The organism is Grimontia sp. SpTr1 (genome assembly GCF_947387585.1).
In the GTDB taxonomy this organism is placed as follows: domain Bacteria; phylum Pseudomonadota; class Gammaproteobacteria; order Enterobacterales; family Vibrionaceae; genus Enterovibrio; species Enterovibrio indicus.
Genome location: NZ_CANDOD010000006.1, coordinates 69,433 through 92,085, shown reverse-complemented (window position 1 = coordinate 92,085; position 22,653 = coordinate 69,433). Strand labels below are relative to the sequence as shown.

The 22,653-nt window shown below is 48.1% G+C and carries 18 protein-coding genes; 8 read left to right on the top strand and 10 right to left on the bottom strand.

Annotated elements, in window-relative coordinates; genetic code table 11:
- Positions 1 to 200 precede the first annotated feature (200 nt).
- The 4 genes from QL223_RS11035 to QL223_RS11020 all read left to right on the top strand — a co-directional run bounded on the left by QL223_RS11035 (position 201) and on the right by QL223_RS11020 (position 5,045).
- Positions 201 to 1,997 carry a long-chain fatty acid--CoA ligase gene (locus tag QL223_RS11035; protein ID WP_281544770.1) on the top strand — a complete coding sequence of 599 codons (1,797 nt, stop codon included), beginning with the start codon at positions 201 to 203 and terminating at the stop codon, positions 1,995 to 1,997.
- A 522-nt stretch (positions 1,998 to 2,519) separates the two neighbouring features.
- Complete coding sequence (locus tag QL223_RS11030) at positions 2,520 to 4,238, top strand: acetolactate synthase 3 large subunit (RefSeq protein ID WP_039849785.1); 1,719 nt, start codon at positions 2,520 to 2,522, stop codon at positions 4,236 to 4,238.
- On the top strand, positions 4,238 to 4,735 hold the full coding sequence (gene ilvN / locus QL223_RS11025; RefSeq protein WP_002537707.1) for an acetolactate synthase small subunit: 498 nt from the start codon (positions 4,238 to 4,240) through the stop codon (positions 4,733 to 4,735). Before QL223_RS11030 ends, ilvN begins: the two co-directional genes overlap by 1 nt.
- Before the next feature lie 157 nt (positions 4,736 to 4,892).
- On the top strand, positions 4,893 to 5,045 hold the full coding sequence (locus QL223_RS11020) for a hypothetical protein (RefSeq protein ID WP_002537704.1): 153 nt from the start codon (positions 4,893 to 4,895) through the stop codon (positions 5,043 to 5,045).
- 224 nt (positions 5,046 to 5,269) lie between these two features.
- Here the strand turns inward: QL223_RS11020 and pykF are convergent, their stop codons facing one another.
- The gene (gene pykF / locus QL223_RS11015) at positions 5,270 to 6,682 is read right to left on the bottom strand and encodes a pyruvate kinase PykF (RefSeq protein ID WP_002537702.1); all 1,413 of its coding nucleotides are present in this window, start codon (positions 6,680 to 6,682) and stop codon (positions 5,270 to 5,272) included.
- A gap of 644 nt (positions 6,683 to 7,326) precedes the next feature.
- Between pykF and QL223_RS11010 the strand changes: the two genes are divergently transcribed.
- Entirely contained in the window at positions 7,327 to 8,766 is a 1,440-nt protein-coding gene (locus QL223_RS11010; RefSeq protein WP_281544826.1) for a sensor domain-containing diguanylate cyclase, read from the top strand.
- On the opposite strand, the gene QL223_RS11005 is transcribed toward QL223_RS11010, so the two are convergent.
- Positions 8,763 to 9,665, bottom strand: a complete 903-nt coding sequence (locus QL223_RS11005) for a sensor domain-containing diguanylate cyclase (protein WP_281544769.1) — start codon at positions 9,663 to 9,665, stop codon at positions 8,763 to 8,765. The genes QL223_RS11010 and QL223_RS11005 overlap by 4 nt on opposite strands.
- A 309-nt stretch (positions 9,666 to 9,974) precedes the next feature.
- Between QL223_RS11005 and QL223_RS11000 the strand changes: the two genes are divergently transcribed.
- Positions 9,975 to 10,454 (top strand): sel1 repeat family protein, encoded by a 480-nt coding sequence (locus QL223_RS11000; RefSeq protein WP_281544768.1) that lies wholly within the window; start codon positions 9,975 to 9,977, stop codon positions 10,452 to 10,454.
- Positions 10,455 to 10,699: 245 nt separating this feature from the next.
- Here QL223_RS11000 and QL223_RS10995 read toward each other — a convergent pair whose 3' ends face one another.
- Positions 10,700 to 11,434 (bottom strand): VOC family protein, encoded by a 735-nt coding sequence (locus QL223_RS10995; RefSeq protein ID WP_281544767.1) that lies wholly within the window; start codon positions 11,432 to 11,434, stop codon positions 10,700 to 10,702.
- A gap of 230 nt (positions 11,435 to 11,664) precedes the next feature.
- Between QL223_RS10995 and QL223_RS10990 the strand changes: the two genes are divergently transcribed.
- Positions 11,665 to 12,303, top strand: a complete 639-nt coding sequence (locus QL223_RS10990; RefSeq protein ID WP_281544766.1) for a hypothetical protein — start codon at positions 11,665 to 11,667, stop codon at positions 12,301 to 12,303.
- 29 nt (positions 12,304 to 12,332) lie between these two features.
- On the opposite strand, the gene QL223_RS10985 is transcribed toward QL223_RS10990, so the two are convergent.
- A complete protein-coding gene (locus QL223_RS10985; protein ID WP_281544765.1) occupies positions 12,333 to 13,115 on the bottom strand; it encodes a transporter substrate-binding domain-containing protein in 783 nt (260 codons plus the stop codon).
- A 169-nt stretch (positions 13,116 to 13,284) separates the two neighbouring features.
- A complete protein-coding gene (locus tag QL223_RS10980; RefSeq protein WP_281544764.1) occupies positions 13,285 to 13,884 on the bottom strand; it encodes a 3'-5' exonuclease in 600 nt (199 codons plus the stop codon).
- A 311-nt stretch (positions 13,885 to 14,195) separates the two neighbouring features.
- Between QL223_RS10980 and QL223_RS10975 the strand changes: the two genes are divergently transcribed.
- Positions 14,196 to 14,408, top strand: coding sequence for a cold-shock protein (locus QL223_RS10975; protein ID WP_002537692.1), 213 nt, complete (start codon positions 14,196 to 14,198; stop codon positions 14,406 to 14,408).
- A 77-nt stretch (positions 14,409 to 14,485) separates the two neighbouring features.
- Here the strand turns inward: QL223_RS10975 and QL223_RS10970 are convergent, their stop codons facing one another.
- The 5 genes from QL223_RS10970 to QL223_RS10950 form a co-directional block, all read right to left on the bottom strand.
- Positions 14,486 to 16,189, bottom strand: a complete 1,704-nt coding sequence (locus QL223_RS10970) for a glycoside hydrolase family 30 beta sandwich domain-containing protein (protein ID WP_281544763.1) — start codon at positions 16,187 to 16,189, stop codon at positions 14,486 to 14,488.
- 187 nt (positions 16,190 to 16,376) lie between these two features.
- Positions 16,377 to 17,228, bottom strand: a complete 852-nt coding sequence (locus QL223_RS10965) for an alpha/beta fold hydrolase (protein ID WP_052737517.1) — start codon at positions 17,226 to 17,228, stop codon at positions 16,377 to 16,379.
- A gap of 391 nt (positions 17,229 to 17,619) precedes the next feature.
- The gene (locus tag QL223_RS10960; RefSeq protein ID WP_281544762.1) at positions 17,620 to 17,967 is read right to left on the bottom strand and encodes a hypothetical protein; all 348 of its coding nucleotides are present in this window, start codon (positions 17,965 to 17,967) and stop codon (positions 17,620 to 17,622) included.
- A gap of 158 nt (positions 17,968 to 18,125) precedes the next feature.
- Positions 18,126 to 19,970 (bottom strand): diguanylate cyclase, encoded by a 1,845-nt coding sequence (locus tag QL223_RS10955; RefSeq protein ID WP_281544761.1) that lies wholly within the window; start codon positions 19,968 to 19,970, stop codon positions 18,126 to 18,128.
- Positions 19,971 to 20,061: 91 nt separating this feature from the next.
- On the bottom strand, positions 20,062 to 22,233 hold the full coding sequence (locus tag QL223_RS10950; protein WP_281544760.1) for a lipoxygenase family protein: 2,172 nt from the start codon (positions 22,231 to 22,233) through the stop codon (positions 20,062 to 20,064).
- Positions 22,234 to 22,653: the final 420 nt, after the last annotated feature.

The window sequence follows — 22,653 nt, the reverse complement described above, 5'->3', positions numbered from 1 at the left end:
GAACAAGTGTACTCTGAAATGAACAGTGTTCGTCAAAATCATTGCCTAGATTTTAACCGCTTTGGCTGCGCTTTTTCTTGTAATTGATGGGGGAGTCATTACACTGCTGCCTGAGTTTTAGCTTACAAGTGTTAGCTAATTTTTGTCGCCGTCCCAACATGCATTCTAAAGGGACGCACCACGTGCTGAGAGAGAATTAAATGGCGCTGGAACTTCATATCGTTAACCGAATTCGCGAGCAGGTAAAGGCTCAAGGCGAGAAAATCGCACTGCGTTTCCAGCAAGGAAATACCTGGGGCGAAATGAGCTGGCGTCAGTTCGGTGAGCGTATTGATGCAGCTTCAAAAGCGATGCTGGTTTCAGGCCTCGCTGTGCAGGACAAAATCGGCATTTTTGCCAACAACTGTGCGGAATGGAGTATTGCGGATATTGCCGCACTTCAGGTGCGCTGCGTGCCAGTGCCAATTTATCCAACCAACACTGCCGATCAGGCTGCATATATCCTGCGCGATGCCGGTGTGCGTATTCTGTTTGTTGGTGACCAATCGCAGGCAGATGCCGCGATGTCGATTGCAGCAAGCTGCCCAGCGCTGGAAAAGATTGTCAGCTTTGCTGAGAACGTCGATTTTGCTGGCCATGAAATGGGCCAAAGCTGGGAAGCGTTTCTGCAAACAGCCAATGACAATGTCGAGCAGGAAATGCAGGCGCGTATTGCGGACGCTTCAATGAGCGATCTGATGACGTTGATTTACACCTCAGGCACCACGGGCGAGCCAAAAGGCGTGATGCTGGATTACGCCAATGTCGCTGCACAGATTGAAAGCCACGATAAGGTGTTGGGGATCAGTGAGAACGAAGTATCACTGGCTTTCCTGCCGCTGTCTCACGTGTTTGAGCGTTGCTGGAGCTTTTACGTCCTGCACCACGGTGCGACCAATTGTTACCTGTCTAACACCAATGCCATCCGCGAAGCGTTGCAGGAAGTTAAACCAACCGTGATGTGTGCGGTTCCGCGTTTCTACGAGAAAATCTACAGCGCCGTTCACGAGAAAGTGGCGACAGCGAGTCCGGTGAAAAAGGGTATGTTCCGCGCCGCGGTATATATCGGCAACCTGATGGCGGAAATTACCCGTAAAGGTAAGAAACCTGCGCCGTGGCTGAAAAGTGCTCACCGCATGGCAGACAAACTGGTGCTCAGCAAGCTGCGCCAATTGCTGGGTGGCAATATCACCATGATGCCGTGTGGCGGTGCAAAACTGGAGCCGACTATTGGCCGATTCTTCCATGCCATTGGGGTGAACGTGAAGCTGGGTTACGGCATGACCGAAACCACCGCCACCATCTCTTGCTGGGACAGCGGTAGTTTTGACCCGGATTCTATCGGTATGCCAATGCCGAATGCTGAAGTGAAAATTGGCCAGAACAACGAAATTCTGGTGCGTGGTCCAATGGTGATGCGTGGCTACTACAACAAGGCAAAAGAGACAGCGGAAACCTTCACGGCGGATGGCTTCCTGAAAACCGGCGATGCAGGCCACATTGATGCTCAGGGCAACCTGTTTATCACTGACCGCATCAAAGAGCTGATGAAAACCTCTGGGGGCAAATACATCGCTCCACAGGTCATTGAGGGTAAGCTGGGTAAAGACCACTTTATTGAGCAAATCGCAGTTGTGGCAGACGCGCGCCATTTTGTGTCTGCACTAATAGTGCCTTGTTTTGAATCACTTGAAACCTGGGCGAAAGAGCTGAACATCAAATACCATGACCGCATGGAGCTGATTAAGCACAGCGAAGTGGTGGAAATGTTCGAAAAACGCGTCGAAGAGCTGCAAAAAGAGCTCGCGAAGTTTGAGCAGGTGAAGAAGTTCACCCTACTGCCTTCTGAGTTCTCAATGGCACAAGGTGAATTGACGCCTACACTGAAGCTGCGCCGTAAGGTGATCCTCGAGCGTTATAAGAAACAAATAGAAGCCATGTACAAGAAGCACAGCTGAACCTTATTGGATTGAGAAACCCGGCCACTGAGCCGGGTTTTTTATTGCTACCCTCCTCAAATTCCCGCAAGGAAAGTGGCGTTAAAGTGTCCTTAACGTGCTACTTCCCCGAAAATCTGTCGGTAACAGCCAAAAACATACTTTTGTCATACGCTGAAACACCTATCTTCTGAACAGTAAATATTGTCATTGAACGGGTTTTTAGCAGTGAATGCTGATTGAGATGGTTGGGGCAGAGTCTTTAGTGATGAAACTTTGCCCAGTCAGAGTATTAATGGGAATCTGAGTTAACCAATAGACATATTTGCTAACAAAGCGTTAAAGTTGACAGTGCTTTAACCGCAGTGAGCAACTGGCGTCAGCCAGCCCAAAAAAGCGGGAAAAGTGGAAGCTTTTTTGATTCTTGTTACGACCGGAATCAAAAGCATAGCTGGCATGGATTGGCGGCAAACAGGTAGTCACGCCGACATCCATCTCTAGGCTACAAATAAGTCCTAAACTATGCATACATGGAGGCATATAGTGGAAATGTTGTCAGGAGCCGACATGGTCGTTCGTTCGATGATCGACCAAGGCGTAAAACATATATTTGGGTATCCGGGCGGATCGGTTTTGGATATCTATGATGCACTGCATGAGAAAAGCGATATCGAGCACGTTCTCGTTCGCCATGAACAAGCAGCCGTTCACATGGCCGATGGCTATGCCCGTGCAACCGGCGAAGTCGGTGTTGTACTGGTGACTTCAGGCCCAGGCGCAACTAACGCCATTACTGGTATCGCGACCGCGTATTACGATTCAGTTCCAATGGTGGTTTTGTCCGGTCAGGTCATGAGTAACCTGATTGGTAACGATGCTTTCCAGGAATGTGACATGGTGGGTGTCTCGCGCCCTATCGTAAAACACAGCTTTTTGGTGAAAAACACCGAAGACATTCCAAAAATCATCAAGAAAGCTTTCTATTTGGCATCAACCGGCCGCCCAGGTCCTGTGGTTGTCGACCTGCCAAAAGACATGCTGAACCCAGCAAACAAGTTCCCTTACGAGTACCCGGAAAGCATGTCCATGCGTTCTTACAACCCGACAACCTCGGGTCACAAAGGACAAATTAAGCGTGGCCTGAAAGCCCTGCTCGAAGCGAAAAAGCCGGTACTGTACATCGGCGGCGGTTCCATCATTTCTGAGTGTGGCGAGCAAATTAAAACGCTGGCAGATACACTGAATATTCCTGTTATCAGTACACTGATGGGCCTTGGTGCTTATCCGGGTACGGGTGACAAATCGCTGGGCATGCTGGGCATGCACGGCACGTACGAAGCCAATATGGCGATGCACAATGCGGATCTGATCTTTGGTATTGGTGTTCGTTTCGATGACCGTACAACGAATAACCTCGAGAAATACTGTCCAAATGCCAAGGTCATGCACATCGACATCGACCCATCGAGCATTTCAAAAACCGTTTCGGCTGACATCCCGATCGTTGGTTCAGCAGACGTGGTACTGAACACCATGCTGAAGATTCTGACCGAGCAAGGCGGCACGAACGATGAAGCCGCACTGGACGCTTGGTGGAACAACATCAACGTATGGCGCGAGCGTAAGTGTTTGGCGTACGAAACGAATAACGAACGCATCAAGCCGCAGCAAGCGATTGAAGCGGTCTACAAGCTCACCAATGGTGATGCATACGTGGCATCGGACGTTGGCCAGCACCAAATGTTTGCTGCGCTTTACTACCCGTTTGATAAGCCACGTCGCTGGATCAACTCCGGTGGTCTCGGCACCATGGGCTTCGGTTTGCCTGCGGCGATGGGTGTGAAATTCGCAATCCCTGACGCAGAAGTGCTGTGTGTGACCGGTGACGGCAGTATCCAGATGAACATTCAGGAGCTGTCGACGGCGCTGCAATACGATATCCCCGTCAAAATTATCAACCTCAACAACCGCTTCCTCGGCATGGTGAAGCAGTGGCAGGACATGATTTATCAAGGTCGTCACTCTCACTCTTACATGGATTCGGTGCCTGATTTTGCTGCAATTGCAGAAGCTTACGGTCACGTAGGTATTCGCATCAGTGATCCGGCTCAGCTGGAAAGCGAGCTGGCACGCGGTCTGGCGATGAAAGACAAACTGGTCTTCTTCGACATCAGCGTGGATGAAACAGAGCACGTTTATCCAATGCAGGTGCGTGGTGGTGCAATGAATGAAATGTGGTTGAGCAAGACGGAGAGAACATAATGCGCAGTATTGTATCGATTTTGATGGAAAACGAACCGGGCGCATTGTCTCGCGTAGTTGGCCTGTTTTCACAGCGTGGCTACAACATTGAATCCCTGACGGTTTCCCCGACAGACGATCCAACGCTGTCCCGCTTGAACATCACGACCACCGTGGTTAAGGCGTCTGAGCGCGAGCAGATTGAGAAACAACTGCACAAGCTGATTGACGTGCTGAAAGTGAGTAATGTGACCGAGTCAGAGCACATTGAACGTGAACTGGCGATGGTGAAAGTGAAAGCGAGCGGCTTTGCCCGTGCAGAAGTAAAACGCACTGCAGATATCTTCCGTGGCCAGATCGTGGACGTGACTAACTCGCTCTACACCGTGCAGATTGCAGGCTCAAGCGACAAGATTGAAGCCTTCATCGCAGCGATGAAAGATGTCACCGACATCATTGAAGTCGCACGAAGCGGTGTGGTGGGTATTGCTCGTGGTGAGCGCGCACTGCGTCAGTAAAACTGACAGCGAGTCTCAGAAAAAGCCGATGGTGAAAGCCGTCGGTTTTTTTATGTCTGATGGGCTGGCAGAAGATGCTCTCAACTTGTGACTTTCTGCCCAAAATGTATACTTCCGGGGTACAAGAAAAACAAAATAAACCCAAGAGAAAGTCGTTGTGTTCCAAACCATCAATAAGTATTTGGTGAGAGTGACGACCGTGTCTCTGGCTGTCCTGACGATTAAGGTCGGCTGGATTTATCTGGTGCCGATGGCGGTACTGATGAACACTCACCGCAATGAGCTGGTTCCATCCAGATTTAAGAAATGATACCAATCGTAGTAAATATCTGCTCATCCTAGCTTGTTAAAATGCTCAATAACTGCGTTAAAAAATTTGATTGTAGAATAACTACTTATCGAAATTTTTCGCCTTGTTCTCGAGCATTTTTCCTACGCTATTTCTGAGCAGCTACCTACTGTGATTGGTATAAAAGCCCAAAGAAACAAAAAAGGAGCCAATCGGCTCCTTTTTTTATGCTCGGTACGGTTCGATTACAGAACGTGTACAGATGCAGTGTTAGTAGTACCAGAAGCAACCAGTGCACCTGAAACCATAACAACGATGTCGCCTTTCGCAGCCAGACCTGACTCCAGAGCGATTTCTTTACCACGACGGTAGAACTCGTCAGTGTTTTCAAATTGGTCAACAACTACTGAAGTCACGCCTTTGCTCAGGCAAAGTTGTGCAGCAGTTTTCTCGTTGATAGTGACAGCGATGATGTTTGCCGTTGGGAAGTACTTGCGGATAGAACGCGCAGACTTACCTGCTTCAGTAGCAACAACGATCAGAGGAGCACCCAGCTTCTCAGCGGTGTCTACTGCGCCTTTACATACTGCTTCAGTGATACGCAGGCGAGAGCTGTCCAGACGTGAGCCCAGTTCTGCTTTCAGTACTGCATCAGTACGCTTCGCGATTTGCGCCATGATGGTCACAGCTTCAACTGGGTATTTACCCTTCGCCGTTTCACCAGACAGCATCACTGCGTCAGTGCCGTCCATGATCGCGTTCGCTACGTCACCCGCTTCTGCGCGAGTTGGACGTGGGTTCTTGATCATTGAATCCAGCATTTGAGTTGCAGTGATAACCACTTTACGTGCGCGGTTACATTTCTCGATCATCATCTTCTGAGCGAAGATAACTTCTTCTGCTGGGATTTCTACACCCAGGTCGCCACGTGCAACCATGATGCCGTCAGACAGCTCCAGGATCTCGTCGAAGTTATCAACGCCTTCCTGGTTTTCGATTTTAGAGATGATTTGGATGTTCTCGCCGCCGTTTGCAGCCAGAAGATCGCGGATTTCTTTAACGTCAGATGCTTTACGGATGAAAGAAGCTGCGATGAAGTCAACGCCTTGCTCACAACCGAATACCAGGTCACCTTTGTCTTTTTCAGACAGCGCAGGCAGGTTTACAGAAACGCCTGGCAGGTTAACGCCTTTGTTTTCGCCCAGGTCACCGTTGTTCAGTACTTTACAGATAACGTCAGTTTCTGTGGTTTCCAGTACTTCCATCTCGATCAGACCGTCGTCAACCAGGATGGTGTTGCCAACAGTCAGGTCTTTTGCGAAACCTTGGTAAGTCACTGCAACGCGCTCTGCGTTACCTACTACTGATGCGTCAGTAGTGAAAGTGAAAGTTTGACCTGCAACCAGAGAAACATCGTTGCCGCCTTCCAGCTTGATGGTGCGGATTTCAGGACCTTTGGTATCCAGCAGGATAGCCAGTTGCTTGCCACTGTTTTCCATTACCTGACGCAGGTTAGAGATGCGAGTGCCGTGCTCTGCAAAGTCGCCGTGCGAGAAGTTCAGGCGCATTACGTTCATGCCTGCATCTGCCAGTTTAGTCAGCATCTCTACTGATTCGGTTTTTGGTCCAATCGTACAAACGATTTTGGTCTTTTTCATGTAGGGTTCTCTCCGGTCGAACTTTTACTACCCAAGGGATAAATGTCGCTGTAGTCACGTTATCCAGATGCTTGAGTTTTGTAAGAAAACAACAAGCTACTGTGTGTTGAGCGGCAAGATTGCCATGTGCTCTTACAGCGTTAATATTGATTCATGCCACATAATTGTGTTGTCCAAACGCGGATTCGCTTGGACAACACAACTCATCCATGAAAGCGGACACAAGTATACATGCTTTATATGGCGGAAATTTGATCGCAGGCAAGTGAAAAAGGGATATTCCAACCTTCCTTGCATCATCCACTCAAATGAAACAGCAATGTGCCTTTTTTCAGGGCCGTAAATTTACCACATAAACTTATCTAGATCACTAATCAGTAACGAATAGATAAACAGCAGTGAACATTGGTGAACATTGGGTTGAATGCGTCAAAAGATAGCCCACTAGACGAGGATCATGCCTGAATATTTTTGAAAAAAAATGACATTATTTCGTCGCCTCATGAGCACAAAGCGAAATTTTTTCACTATTTCATAGATCTATGTCTCGCTCTGGCTATCTAACCAACAAACAGTATGTGGTCTGTTGGTTAAATTTTGCGACAATGTTTCCATTAATTCACCTAAGGGAATGAGTGCCTTTGATGCATTTGCTTCGGTTATGCCGATTCGTCTGTAGCGTTGTGGTATTTGTACTGGGGATCTCCCAGTCAGTTGCGTTGGCTGAAACGGATAAAGACACCATCATCGTGACGAATTCTCATAGCTGGAAGCCTTTTGCCTTCTCGGAAAATGGTATTCCCAAGGGACTGTTAGTTGATTACTGGAAGCTTTTTTCAGAGATCAATAACACCCCGGTAGAATTTGCTCTCTCGGATTGGAACGACTCTCTGATCGCTATGCAAGAAGGCGGGCGCAAAGTTCATGGCGGCTTGCTCTACTCTGAATCTCGTGATGAATACCTCGATTACGTCCTGCCTCTTTTCGAAATCTCCACCACGCTTTATGTACTCAATGACAGCGAAGAGTTGAAAACGGAAGGTGTTCTGCCGGGCATGGTCGTTGGTGTTGTGCGTGGCGGCTACGAGGAAGAGTTTCTGAAGACTCGCTATCCGTTGGTCTCTACCATGGGGTTTGATAACAATGCAGCGCTTATCCAGGCGGCACGTGAAGGCAAAATAAAGCGCATGTTGGTGGATACTCAAGTGGCGACTTATTACCTGCTGCAACAGGACAATCCCAACCGTTTTGTGCCGATTGACCGTATGTACCAAAAAATGCTGTATGCCGCCGTGCCAGCAGGAAATGAACTTCTGCTTCAAGAAGTCGAAAGCGGCATCAAAAATATCCCACCTCACGAAATTGATCGCATCAAACAAAAATGGCTCAACACGAGTAAAACCACTCAGATCCCTGACTGGTTTTGGCCGCTGGTGGGCTCTGTATTGTTTCTTGGCACAGTCAGTTACATCATCCTGCTCAAGCAGGCCGTACACCGAAAAACCCGTGCTTTGAAAGCGTTGAACAGTAAGCTGGAAGAATACGCGTTTACCGACTCACTGACCGGACTCATGAACCGCCGTGGCTTGGACAGAAACTTTGCCAGCAAGCGGGTCAATAGCATGCTGAAACGTGGCCAATTAGGGGTGCTGATGCTTGATGTGGATCACTTCAAAAAAATCAATGATAAGTACGGTCACCTGAAAGGGGATGAAGTGCTGAATAACCTTGGCAGGGCGTTGAACAACTACCTGCGCGAGGCGGTGGCAATCTCTCGGCTGGGAGGTGAAGAGTTCTGTTTGTTGATACCCGCTGAGGATCTGCACGATCTGGAGGTGAATGCGGATTACGTTTGCCGGTTTATCGTGCCGCAGGCTTCACAGGAAGGGATAGGGCTTTTTGTAACCGCATCGGTGGGGGCATTGCTGGTAGACAAAGGTTGCAAAGATCCTTCTCTTGAAGCGCTGCTTCACCATGCAGACCGCTTGATGTACCAAGCCAAGGAAAATGGCCGGAATCGGGTTACGCTGGGTTCTCTGTCGAACCAGCAGCACCATAGATACAACAATCAGATAAGCGCTTAACCGTCGTCTGGTTTATCTTCTGAAGACGCATCGTAATTGATCACGCGATTGCGCCCGGTCTTCTTCGCGATGTAGAGCGCTTCATCAGCACGTAGGCTGGCGGTCAGGAAATCTTCTGTTGCCTCCAGCACTGTCGCCCCGATAGAAATTGTGCAGCCAATGGAAAGCGGCTGTGAGTTCGGGTGACTGACTCTCACTTCACAGTCCTGCACTGCCACGCGAAGCCGCTCTAATCTTGTGGTGGCTTCGGTATGATTGTCAGCCCAAATCAGTAAAGCAAACTCTTCGCCACCCAAACGAAATGCGTATTCATCCGGCGCAGTGAAATCTTCAATCTCCTGGGCAAATCGGCGCAACACCAAGTCACCCACGGGGTGGCCAAAGGTGTCGTTGATACGTTTGAAGTGATCGATGTCGGCCATCGCAAGATACTGGCGGCGTTGCTGAGCAGCATGGCGCTCACTGAACAAGTCCAACAGATAACGGCGATTATAAAGGTTGGTGAGATCGTCTCGGTTTGCCATATCACGCAAAGTACGCTCACGGCGGATTTGGTCGGTTACCACACTCACAAAGGTACACATGGCTTTTTCGCCATACCAGTCAATCACCTTGTCGGTGATTTCAGCGATCATCGGATTACCTTTTAAATCCATATGATTGATCACTTCCGGCGGTGTCGGGATCCCGGTTTCAATCGCGTGATTGTAGCGACGCTGAGCTTCAGGCCAGTGTTCTTCTTCAAAAAGGACGCGAATAGAAGGCAGACTGAGCACGTCCTCTGCGCAGGCCATTCCACTGAACTTTGCGAATGCGTTATTGGCATACTTAGGGACAAAGTTAATGTGTATGACGCAGGGATTCGGGTGGATGTCGAGTATGTCTTTAAAATCTGGCATCGCGTGGAGAAAGTGCTGGTCAAAAATTTAATGTGAAAGTTATCACTTATCAGTGTGAAAACTGCGATGTATTTCATGAATTTGGAATTGTTGCTCGGAACTAATCAATTGTGAATCATATGTCTTACATCTTTGTTAGTAGTGCAACGCAAAATTATCATTCTGCTCAATAATGGTTCGGTTCTCTCAGATTTTGATTGGTTCAATTTTTTCACGCAGATCTGACAGAGAAACGGATGATTTTGGGGTGGAAATGCAACTTCCTACTACTATGAAACAAAGAACTTTACACCGTGATAACGTTAATTCATGTCTAAATGGAGACTCTTGTTAGGCGTTGGCGTGTTATGTTTTCCGCTCTATCTATCGGCTGAAACCAGCGAATTTGCCTACACCGAACAACTAGAAAGTGACAACCGTATGAAGTGTATTTATGGCTACTTTGCGGAGAAAACCGGTGACCATGAATTCGCTGTCGCGATTCTTGAAGACTGCATTGCACGCTGGAATGATGTTTATTCCATGCTGCTACTTGCTCAAATTCATGAAAACGGTGTGTACTCAGCGCCAAACCCCTCCCGTTCCACTGCCTTAATGAAGCAGGGGGCACAACTCGATGACGAAGCAGGCTACTCGAGACTTGCCAGATATCACTATGGGAAAGCGCTTTACGAAGGCTTTGGCATTGCTGTCGATAAAAGTCAGGGAAAGGAATATCTCCAAATGGCCGCTCGCGAAGGGGTTGAAGCTGCCTGCGAATACCTTGAACAAAATGGTGAGCCTTGCTGATGACGTGAAGGCGTAAAGTTTCCATTTGCTTCGTTGTTTTCAGGTTGACGCAAGGCCGCACACGCACAGCGACTCTGGATATGCTCAATAGGAGCAGTAGCGCACATGTAAGACGTCATGTGTGCCATTTTTGCTGGGCCTTACTTTATCCATCAACACATGATCTTGGGATCCACCAGGTGAGCGCTAAGACGCAGCATGGGGTCGTCAATTGGCGGGGCAGTCTCACGATATCGATAACTTTTTTATTTCCCAAGCCCAGCGTTTTTAAGCGTTTGAGGCGTAATTACCTTTCCGCCAGCCTCAACACCAAACAAGCCGCTTTCCTCTTCGGAAGGTAAAGCAAAGGGCGGCGCATCATGGACTAGCTGGAATTCCAGTAAAGTGTAAGGACGTTGCCATAACCACTCACGGTTACCGACTGCATGCAAGTCCGATTCTGGCTGTGGCTCATCAATGAAAGAATAGAAATAGAGAGTGAAGCCATAATCGGTAACAGGTTGGATGGATTTCAGCGTCAAACCAAGGCTTTCAGCCCATTTCTGCATGGCTCGCTCGTCATGGCAGCGAAGAGTGATGTGTGCCAGCGCGGCTCCATCGGCAATCGGGTGAGTCAGTGGTTGGCGTTGGGGTTTATTGCCTTCAAAGGTAGTTTGCAGTAATTCAATGGTCAGCCCGTTGGGATCAGACAAGTGAGCAAGATAGCCAATGTCCTGAAACTGGCGCGGCGCGGAAACATTGATCCCCTGTGAGCGAAGCCAGTGGCAGGCGGCGTCCAAGTCCACCACAGTGATGCCGATTTTCCAAAAGCCATCTGCTGGTGTGGGTTGGTAAAAGTTATCAGACGGAATAAAAGACAGTGATGCGCTTTCACCTTCAAATCGCCAGCCGGAGTCGGTCAATCGCATGCCCAGCACATCCTGATAGAAAGCGTGAAGTCGCTCGCTAAGCCTTGCTTTGATGGTAATGTTGGTGAACACGTATTCCTTCTCCGTCCTTTGTGCGTCCTTATCCCCATATAAGGGTATATCCCATTGTTGCTGTTTCGGAGGGGAAAAGTGCGATGAAAAAAGCGTGATTTCGAGTAGTAATCAATGATCAGTGGGTAAATTTGCCAACAGCGTCCCGCCCGACTGCTGATAGGATTGCAAATACACATTGAAATGTATCAAGATCACGACAAATAAGTTTTGGAATAGAAATCACATTCATGCTTAAAGCCATCGCACTCCTTTTTACAATGCTTACCCTTGTCGGGTGTTCGAAAGAGAAAGACGGCAACGTGTTTCTAGAGCGTTGTTTTGTGGATCGCGAATACAGTTTTGAGTGTGATGGTGTGAGCTTTACTGCGCTGCCGGGATTAATTGAAAAAGCCACCGAACAAGAGGTTGTCGTCAGGGTAGAAAAAGAGTCCATCACACTGTCCAACCCCTCAGGCTTTGAGGCGTTGGCGAACGTCGATGTGGCTTACCTGAAAAACCTTTCCATCAAATTCTCAGGCACGGTAAAGGAAGCAACCTGGATCCAGAAGAGCTTTGATATCGAAAATCCACGGATTGACTGGTTTGAAATGCCAGACAAAGCGCATATCGCCAACATACGTAAAGAACGAAAAATTCGTGCAGCAATGTTGGATGCACGCGGTGGTGAAGATGAAGCCTATCAATACTGCGCGGCACAGGCGGAAAGCTTTTATGGTGCCGATTGTGGGTTCGACCAGAGCTTTGAGTCGGTGTGGAACAAAGATACTCTGTTCACTACGGTGAGTTGCAGAGGAGAAAGCGGTAAGAAAACACGCTTTAAGTGCAGCACCTACGACGGCATGACCGTTCTCGAATCTTATTGGTAATCATCCAAAAATATCTGCTGGCTTACGGACTAATACCCAAGATCTGAATACCGGCGGATGATTTCCCCATACTTGCCCGACGCCTTTACCTGATCCAATGCTGCTTGCCAGCGGGTGATTTCTTCTTCTGGTGTGTCTTTTGAAAACGCAATATAAAGCTGGATATTGAACAGTTCTACGCCCGTGTTCTTGAGACTCTCCGCATCGATACTGCTTTTTTGCATCATGGGTTTGTAGGCAAATTCCCCAATCGGTGCCAAATCCCCCCGGCCCATCACTAACATGGAAAATGCCTGAATCGGGGAATTGGTGATATAGAGATTGTTAAACCCCTGACTCTGAAGGAACTCTGTTTCCGGAAAACCACGAGTGACAAGAATCGCGTTTGTTTCCCGCGCGTCTTCCAGTGATTGGATGTTGATGTCGCTGTCTTTATGACGATAAAACGTGACTCTGTCTTCCACCAAGGGGCCAACCCATTTAAACAAGGGTTCACGTTCTGGTGTGCGGCTCATTGAAAACAAAATGCGGTTGGACTTTCGTTTGGTTTCTTTGTAAGCGCGGGCCCAAGGAAGCATCTCAATATCGTCAGGATGCCCGACGATGGCAAAGACTTCACGTACGATATCGACAGATAATCCATTTAACTCGCCATTTTCCACATAACCAAACGGCGCAAAATCTTCCGTCATGACCGTGAATGTTTGAGACATTGCGAGCTGGCTGACTATCAGCAGAGGCAGTGCGAAAAAGCATCGAATAGCGGAGGTTAACAACGACTTACCCGGGTTATTCATTCCTTCACCTGACATTACGACTCGTTACGTATTTTTATGTTTATACGCTTAAGTTTACTCAAGACGACTGCTTGCCTGTGTTTATTTCTGCTGAATCTCAATAGTGAACTTAGTCGCACCAACATGTCGCATAATGGGTGTCTAAGGAATTGATATTAAAGGCTGACTTTGCTGCGTTGCTTGTTCAAAAAAGAAGGCAGTGCTTGCTGGTTTTACTGATGGTGTGCATCAAGGCAAAGCTTGGGTTGGTGATGCCTTGCTGTTCCAGTTCATCAAGCATCAGAAGCCAGAGCCTTGCTGTCATTTCAGCATCCGCCAAAGCGCGGTGGAAAACGCCATCATTGGCAATATGCTTGAAGCGCACCAGATCGCCGAGTTTGTGGGTCGGGGAGTCTTGAATCAGGCGGCGGGCAATCAGCATAGAGCAGGTAAACTGGCCGGAATAATCTCCGTGCAGGCGCTCCAGTTCCGCATCCAAAAAGCGCTTATCGAAAGAGGCGTTATGCGCCACAAGGTTAAACCCGGCGATAAACTCCGCAAACCGGCTCATCACCTCTTCGCAGCCAGACGCGGTGCGTAACATATTGTTAGTGATGCCAGTGTAACCCTCGATAAAACTGCTGACGCGAAAGCCCGGGTTCATCAATTCCTGAAAGGTGTCGACTACCTCACCGTCAACCAACTTTACCGCGCCGATTTCAATGGCGCGGTCGCCCATGTTGGGTGATAAGCCTGTGGTTTCGAAGTCGAGTACGACAACGGTATTAGCGGGTTTGGATGGCATGGAGAAGATCCCGAAGCGAGAGAAACAGAGGGAAGGAGTATACAGGGGAAACGACTACATGCGTGAAAAGTGAAAATAAAGCTCGCTATTTAACCGGCACACTGTATAGTTCGCGCCTGGCTCAGAAAGAGCTGTTAATGCCAAATTTAGTTTAAGTTTCTTCTCAGCTACTTCTCGATAGTCTTCGTTAATACCCTGCGTCAACTTGTGCTTCATCGACCATTCAATAGCTTTCCGTACAGCCTTGCTGTTTAACGTCGGCGTTTAGCTTGTCGTTAACATATTCAATTAAAAACAAATTAGAGGTTACTATGTCTGATAAATCGACTGGTCTGGTAAAATGGTTCGACGAAACTAAAGGTTTTGGCTTCATCACTCAAGACAACGGCGGCAAGGACGTATTCGTTCACTTCCGTGCAATCGTTTCTGACGGTTTCAAAACTCTGGCTGAAGGCCAAAAAGTACGTTTTAACGTTGAGCAAGGCCAAAAAGGTCCTCAAGCGACTAACGTAGAAGCGCTGTAATTCAGCGAGAAACGGCGCAATACTCGGTATATTGCGCCGTTTTATTTCCTGCCTTTTTCTTCCTCAGGGTATCGCCCTTAAAGTTGAACCCGCACCGTTTGCAGCGCATTCGCTGGCAGGGTTATCAACGCACTCTGCGCACCAATCACCAAATCAAATTGTATCGGCTTCTTGGTAGTGTTCAGCAGTTGCACACTTAGCAATCCTGATTCATTCACCGTTGAACTGGCATGCAAATCATCCTGCTCCAATCCGCCTAACAAGGTATCGGTTTTGACTGCTTTATCGCCGGGACGAATCGTGCGACTGAACTGTGCCAGCACATCATAAATCGGCGTGTAATAGACATACCCGGTTTCCGTATCAATCATGATCGGTGCACCACAGAAATTTCCAGCATGGTTAGGGCCGCCTTTGGCATCTAGCACCGCATTCCAATCTACCCAACCGTTCATCCAGTGATTCAGGCTGACAATGATGTCACGCGCGTAGCGATGCACTGGGGTGTAGATAGGGTGGTTTTCCGGATTTGGTGCCCAAGTAGCGGTGTATGCCCAATCGGTCGCGTTTTCATTCCACCAGAACTCGTCGTTATCAAACCAGCCGGACTCCTGAAATTTCACCGGATCCAAAATGCCTTTCGGTGCAGGCTTACCGAGATCGTCAATTGTGCCTTCGGTATGGATGATGGCGAAATCCGGGAATTTGTTGTGTACCTTCTCCAGTACCTCTTGGTACACATCGACCGTGCTGGAATACCAGTGAACGGCAGATCCATAAACATACGGCGCGGTGTCGGGATCGCCTAGGATCACATCCGTCCAATGCTCCAGATGATCTCGGTTTTGATCGTAGATAAGCAATCGAGTATCGTTGAAAGCGCTTTCTTTTAAAGCCGGACCAAGAAACTCTTTGATGAAGGTGTTTTGGGTCTCAGCAGTGAAGTGCATGCTCTCCCAGTTGCCGCTGTTGCCGTGCGGTTCATTGACCGGCGTTAAACCCCAGATATCAACACCGGCTTCCTTATAGTGCTCAAGGTATTTCACCAGATAATCCGCGTAAGTGGATTCATATTCCGGTTTGAGCGAGCCACCCGTACCTTCCCAATCGTTCTCTTCTGAGCCTTTGATAAACCAGGTATTGATGTCTTTCATCCAAGGCGGCGCAGTCCAAGCGGAAGCAATGATGTTCAGGGTGCCGTCATCTTGTTTTGCCTTGATCGACTTTGCTTCTTTGATCATCGGCAGCACGTCGAACGATTCATCCTGAATTCCCGGATACTTAGCTTTCGAAAAGCCATCGCTGTCTGGTGCGATTGTGAAATGCTCCAGCGCCGCGTCACCTTCGACTTCGGCATAGCCGAGCTTTCCTTCCACAGAAAAGTCAGTCGAGCCAATCGGCGTGCGGGTCAGCGAGAAGTTCGCGCCTGATTCGCCGTAGAGATTGTTCATCACTTCAAGGCGTTTTTCTGGCGGAAGGTGAGCCAATACAAACGCAGCAGATTCAGTGAAAGACGTACCGATCCCAGTGATGGTTTGCTTGGTGATATCCGGTTGGATGACGACTTGTATGCCGTTTGCACGTTCAGTGGTAAAGGACTGGTTTGGCATCACTGACATTTTGTCGCCCGCTTCGCTGGTCAGCAGGATTTCACTCGTCGAGGTTAAGCCAAAATTCTTGTTATTGCTCAATGCTTGCTCCCTGTCTTTATCAGAAGTGCAGGAAAGCAGCATTGCCGAAGACAACGCAACAAGCGCTGCAGCGACTGCTCTCACTTCCATGTTCTTTGCTCCACAGTGGGAATGATTGGTGTTAAATAAAAAGCCGCACATTAGTCCCTGATGTGCGGCTCTCTACGTATACCTGTTCTATTTTTTGAATGTAACCGGAGGCCATGTTTACTGCTTTGCTTTTCTTGCAATCAATACAGTCCCAGCAGTCCACAGAAACACAGGGCGATGATGATGGTTACATGTTGCGCTCGGCACTGGCGACAGCGATCAGCGCATCAGCGACACCTTTTGGATCAGAGAAAATCACAGCATGACTTGAATCAAGGGTGAAAGTGCCTTTAACGGGCTGACCTTGAATCATCGCATCCTGAACGTTTGGTGGGATAGCATTGTCCTCAGAGCATTTCACGTAATAGCGGGGAATGCTGCCATAGTTTTCTTCTGTCAGTGACAGTTTATAGGTGAGCGGTGCAGTTGGCTCCATTACCATAGAGGCTTTCGCACCTTCAACGGCTTCTGCGGGCAAGTCATGTGCAAATGCATGATGGATTTCGGACTCCTTTATTCCCACTGCGGTTTTATCTTCGTTAAAGAAGAGGTTATCCAATACCGCAGAACCCTGAACACCTTGCGTAGCATCCATAAAAGAGACGCCGTCAGGCAGCATGAAAGCACATAGGTAAACCAAGGCACTCACCTTGTCTGGACGTTCTTCAGCCACTTGGCTGGCAATCATTCCCCCGAAACTGTGGCCAACCAAAATGGTCTTATCATCTTGTTTATCCAAGATATCCGTTACTGTTTTGACATAGTCCTCGAAAGTAATGTCTGCTGGTTTAGTTTTGTCGGAGCCGTGTCCTGGCATATCTGGCGTATTGAAAGTGGCGGATTGTTGCATCGAGATTTGCTCTTGAACACCTTGCCACTGGAAGCCCCCAAGCCAGGCTGAGTGAATCATGGTGAAATTATCAGCTGCCGATGCTTTTTCTGAAATGAATGAATCAGAGGAACATGCGGCAGATAACAAGGCAGTAGCGATGGTGACAGGTTTTACGATGTTGAAGTTGAAACGTGATTGAAAACTCATATTTTTACTCCTTTTAAATAGAGTTAACAAAGTGAACTTTATGGGGATTGCATCTTGCCCCTCTTGTTCTAATCGCTTCTTTGCTCATCTCCGACTGGCTATTTCTTTATCGTAAAAATAGAAAAAGTTTGTTACATCACCATCCAAAGAGGCTCATGAGTGCATGCTTCCATTCATGGTTAGTGACAGAGTTTGTTAACAATATGATATGTAAAGTGAGTTTGGTGTAGAGGGCGGTTTGTAGAGTGTATTAGTGAAGTCAAACACTTACAGTAAATGCTACTGGCTTATAACTGTGTTTTGGACACTAGGAACTCATATTTCTTGAAATACTATTGAAAGTGAGACGTTTGGGAACACTGGAATTCAGCGTTGTATGTCTACCGTTGTATCAAGTTGTGGTTTCCGGGGATCTCAGCCACTCAATCGCCAGCTTTTCCAGTGATTCCCAACTGGTGATTTCATGGGTACCGATGTGAAAACGGGAGGAAGTCAGTTGTCCATAGAGTTTGAAGTTCACTTTCTCTCTGGGGTACTGAATCTCGCAGTGCACCGACTTGGCAAGGGTATCAATATCAAAAGCGACCACCATGACGGGCAGCGACTTATCTCCGCCACGAATATTGAGGCGAAGCACCACTGGCAGCCCGGTATCATTGGCGAACATATACATAGGCACGACACTGTGCTTGCTGCCGCTAGGGAGCAATTTGTGAAGACAATCCAGCCTATCGAGCATACCTTTCCCCTTAGATGGTAAGGATTAATCCAACTTGAGCCATTTCTTCAGTGTAGTGATGTTTACGGATTAGAAACTTGATTTGGTTAAAGTTTGTGCGATTTGGCGCGATGGGAGTAGAGAACGGCGCGTTGTAAATGAAAGACATGCCACCGCAATTACGCCAGTGGCACTTCGCTTTCCTTTGGCGCATAGACAACGCGATTACGGCCTTCCCGTTTGGCTTGGTACAACGCGTGGTCAGCGTTTTGCAGCAGTTGGTCGAGATTCTGGGTGTGGTGCCAGGTGGCCATGCCGACAGAAATGGTGACATGAATAAACTGGTCTTCGAATAGAATATCCGTTTCCTCAACCGCCAAACGCAAACGCTCAGTCATAGTTTGAGCAGCGTCTTCAGGTGTGTTTTCCATGACCACAGCAAATTCTTCCCCCCCAAGACGCGAAAGGAGATCCGTTTTTCGCAAAGAGTGGTTCAGAATATTGCCAATATGGCGAAGAACGGCGTCTCCACAGGCATGGCTGTGGGTATCGTTCACCTTCTTGAAATGGTCAATATCGATCATCAACAGGTGCACACTTGGCGAGGTGTTGCGTTTTGCCCGTTCAATGAATTGCTGTGCGCCTTCAAAGAAAGAACGTCTATTCGGTAGTCCTGTCAGCAAATCGGTGCGGGCTTCTTTTTCGGCAAGCGCTTTGGCTTCATACAGCTGCTTCGTTTGCTCTTTAACCCTTTCTTCCAGCACGTGCGCGGCATTTTCTAAATATTTCCAGTGTTTGTCTTCAATGCGTTGCTTTTCACGCTGCATGTGCCTGAATCGAAGGATCATGACGGTAGTCAGCAAGATGACCTCAATCAGACCACCAAAATAAATCAGCCACTCAGCGAAAGCGCTGTCTGCAATGTATCCTCTGAGCCTTGCCGAGGCGAGTGCCATACCAATGGCAAAGAAGACCCAACTTCCTGAAAACAAAAGTGCGTGCGGTACTTTTTTCTTGTGTGCATAGATGCCCAATGGGATCAGGGAAAACGCACCAATTGCGGTGAAATCAATGATGATTCGCGAAAGATACGGCTGACCAAAGAGGTTAAGCACCACACCGACCGCCACCACTGCCACCACTGCCAGCATGACTTTATCGACGCGCGGTAAGTGCTCCGGCACATTCAAAAAGTGACGGACAAAAAGAATGGCGACGAGTTGGCAAATATTTATCTGAAGCACCACCATCCATAATTCATAGTGCTGTGATGCGATTAAATAGCTCCATACTCCGCTGAATGCGGCAAAGAGTGAGGCGGCTGAAAACGCGAAAGCGGTGTAATAAAGATAAAGCCGGTCTTTTGTGGCGAAATAGGCGAGCAGGGTAGACAGACCCATGGCAATTTCAACACACAACAAAATCACCAATAGCGACAGCTCTACATGTGTAGAGTGGTAAAAATCAGACTCTTCCCAGATACGCATCGAGTCAAACTTATGCATAGGGAAGTCACTACCCTGAAACAGGCGGTAGTATATCTCTACCTCAGATTCAGGCGGGACTTCGACTGAAAACGCTGGCCTGTAAAAGGAGACCGGGCGCGAGTCTGTGGGCTGAGTGTAAACAAAGCGTTGATGCGTGAATGTGCCTTCACCGCTTTTCAAGCGTGAGTAAAAATCAATGGTCTCGACGGAGGGCTCTACATACTCCACGATGATCTTTTTACTGACAGACTCAGGGTTGGATAAACGGAATGAGATCCAGGTCGGAAGCGTGGAAAACCCCCTGTTCACGACGCCTTTTTGAGGGCGCTGCCAGTCTGCCAGAGACGCAACATCATCAATGGTTAATTGATGTGAAGGGTCATCAATAAAACGGAATTTATCAACTGTCGACCCCCCGCTTTCCCACTGTGACAAGTCAATGGTTGTTTCCGCAGAAACCAAACCAGAGACACTGAAAGTGATAAACAGGACGGAAAAAACCAGCGATAAAAAGTGATTAATCCGACGTTGCCACATGCATGTAGATTCCTGAGTTAATGGACTTATTACCTTCATTCCCCGCCAGGCATTGCTGGTTACTCAGCAGGGAAATGCCAGTGATAAGGTCCTAAATACTGATACTGTTCGGTATCAAAGAGGGCAGTTGCATCACATACGGCATAGGTCGTGAGGCATTGCGCTCATGAATATCGATTTCGATTCTGTTTAAGTTCATGTGGAACTGAGTCAGTATCGGTGCCACACGTTTGTCGGTGAAGTATTGGGTTCTTGGGTCATCCGTATAGTGACCAAGGGTGTCATATTGCACGCCAGCTAACAGGTAGGCGAATGAGGTTTGATACAGCGCCACATCCAAAGGCGGTAGCCAATCAATCACGTCTTCCTGAGTCAGTGTTTCACTGCGTCCTGGCATTGGCTTGTAAAGCGTTCCGCTAGCTCCTGGGATATAAGACATCAGCGGGTACTGCGCATAGTTCACTGAAGCATGTTGGGCACTTGCGGTATAAATGATTTGCGCCACGACACGGCAGAGATAATCAAAGCTGTCGATTTGTACCGGGCTCTTTTCATCATTGGTTGCCGTTAAGCCATCTAAACCCCTTACTGCAGCGCGTTTTGGATTAACCAGCTCATTCACCCAGGCTTGGAGTTCAAAATCTTCCAACACCATTTTATTTCGCGCTTCCGCAGTTTCACCCTCGTAGTAAAGCGACAGATAATCAGTCACGAATTGCTGAATCGCCGCCCAAAGATCGAGGGTATCTTCCCTGAATGGGAAAGACGGTAATGCGTCGCTTGAGACGCCACGTTGATGGAAGATCTTATCTGGATACTGATCATCAAACCGGCGCTTTTCATAAGCGTCCACCAGTACTTCTGCGGTTTCCTGATGCGAAGTTGAAATCACGGAAGCTACAACGCCGCCTGGCACCATCAAGCTGGTGTAAGCGCCATGGTTAATGTCCAAGGTGAAGCGGAAATGCGGTTTCAACAGCACCATCAGTGGGTGTGTTTGTGGCAACTGTCGATGGCTGGCGACAACAATGGGTTCAATCACCAAATGGCACGCGCCCAAATGCGCCACGGTTTCATGCTCAATCGTACAGGCGTTTTGCACCACCATTTTTGCCAGCAGCCACTTTGCGCCATCGACATCGTTGTTATTGGTGCAGTCATTTGGCGTGAAAATCGGCGTGGTGTCGGCATCAAAATGCTGCCCCAATTGAATGGCGATGGGTTGCATTGCACCGTCAGTCGGATAGCCGTGTGGTGGCGACGCATTCCAATAAAACAGCGCAATCGGCGCTTCAGGGTAGCGGTGTAAACCATGCAAAGACGCGCCTTTCTTGCCTTCAAACATGGCGTAATCGCAAACGTACAATAAGCCTTTATTGGCGGCCTCAGTGAGCGTTAAGGTGTTATTACTACTGACTTGCTGCAGGATGTCGTCAGTAACAGGCATCTTCTCCAGAAGCTCAGCCAGCAAATACACATTCTCATGCGCTGCTTTCTGCGTTCTGACGCCTCTGAGGTTGGTGGTATTAAACCCCGCGATTTGCATGTAGCCAAAGTACCAATCTTGCAGACAAATCGGTAAATCATCTTCCGGCATCCACGCTTTGCGCTCCACATCCAAGGCTTGAGGCGTCGGCAAGGTGTTAAACAGCAATTCGTAATCTGCCAGTCCTTTCGGTTTGAGATACTGATGCCCACGCTCCTCATTCAAGGTGTAGTAAAGCGTGTCTTTAAGAAATGCCGTAAAGCCCTCTGACTCAAATTGCTTGGTGACTTTCGCCAGCCCCTCAACAATGTGCAAGAAATCTTTGGGTAGGTGAGAAAGGCCTTGAAGCGCACCTTCAATAGCATTAGGCACTTCAGCCAGTGCTTCGAGCAACGCCTTGGTTGCTGCTACATCTTCAATCACAGCCAGCGGGGAGCTAGGTGATTTCAACTTGTGGTAGGCCTCGTTAACCTTTTTGATTGACTCTGACACATCACCGGTCAAATCGTCCTGCAGCTCTCGCTCAAGCAAAGACACAACAACCTTGGTGAAGTTTTCCAGCAAGGGTAAAAAGACCTTAGCGACTTTCGCTTCATATTCGAGCGTGAACTCCTCTCCTTTAGGCAGCCCTGCAGAGAGGGACAGCGGCTCAATGTAGCTGAACATATAGTTATATGACGCTTGTGATACCGATACCTGAAACGCTCTATCCTGAATAGCTTCCTGAGACAATGTCTGGGGAAGTGATGGAGTCATAGAGGAGTTCTTAGATTGCATGTGCTTTCCTTGCTGGCTTTTCCCAATCTCCTTGGGATACATCTTTTTAAACGAAACCATGATTCATTTGTGGTTCGTTAGTTTTATATATGAAACAGCCAATAATAAAACAATCAGTAGAGGTTCATGCGCGCAAATTCAGGCGCACCACACAAACATCAATATTTGCGGCGGTTATGTCATAAAACTGAAAGAACAAATCTCCATTACATCTGACCAAACTGTTCCTAGAGTCAGAGGGGATTGAATTAAACCAGCCTGAAGCTTTTTCTGCCTGAAATCGGAATACATCACGCCAAACATCACTATCGCGAAAACTAACCAGACTTTGTGAGTTTTCGGGGGAAACTTGGCGTTATTTAGAGGAGCAGAAATAGGCTTTTTCGCATGCTTGCTTCCCACCTGTGTATCTTCCTCCTA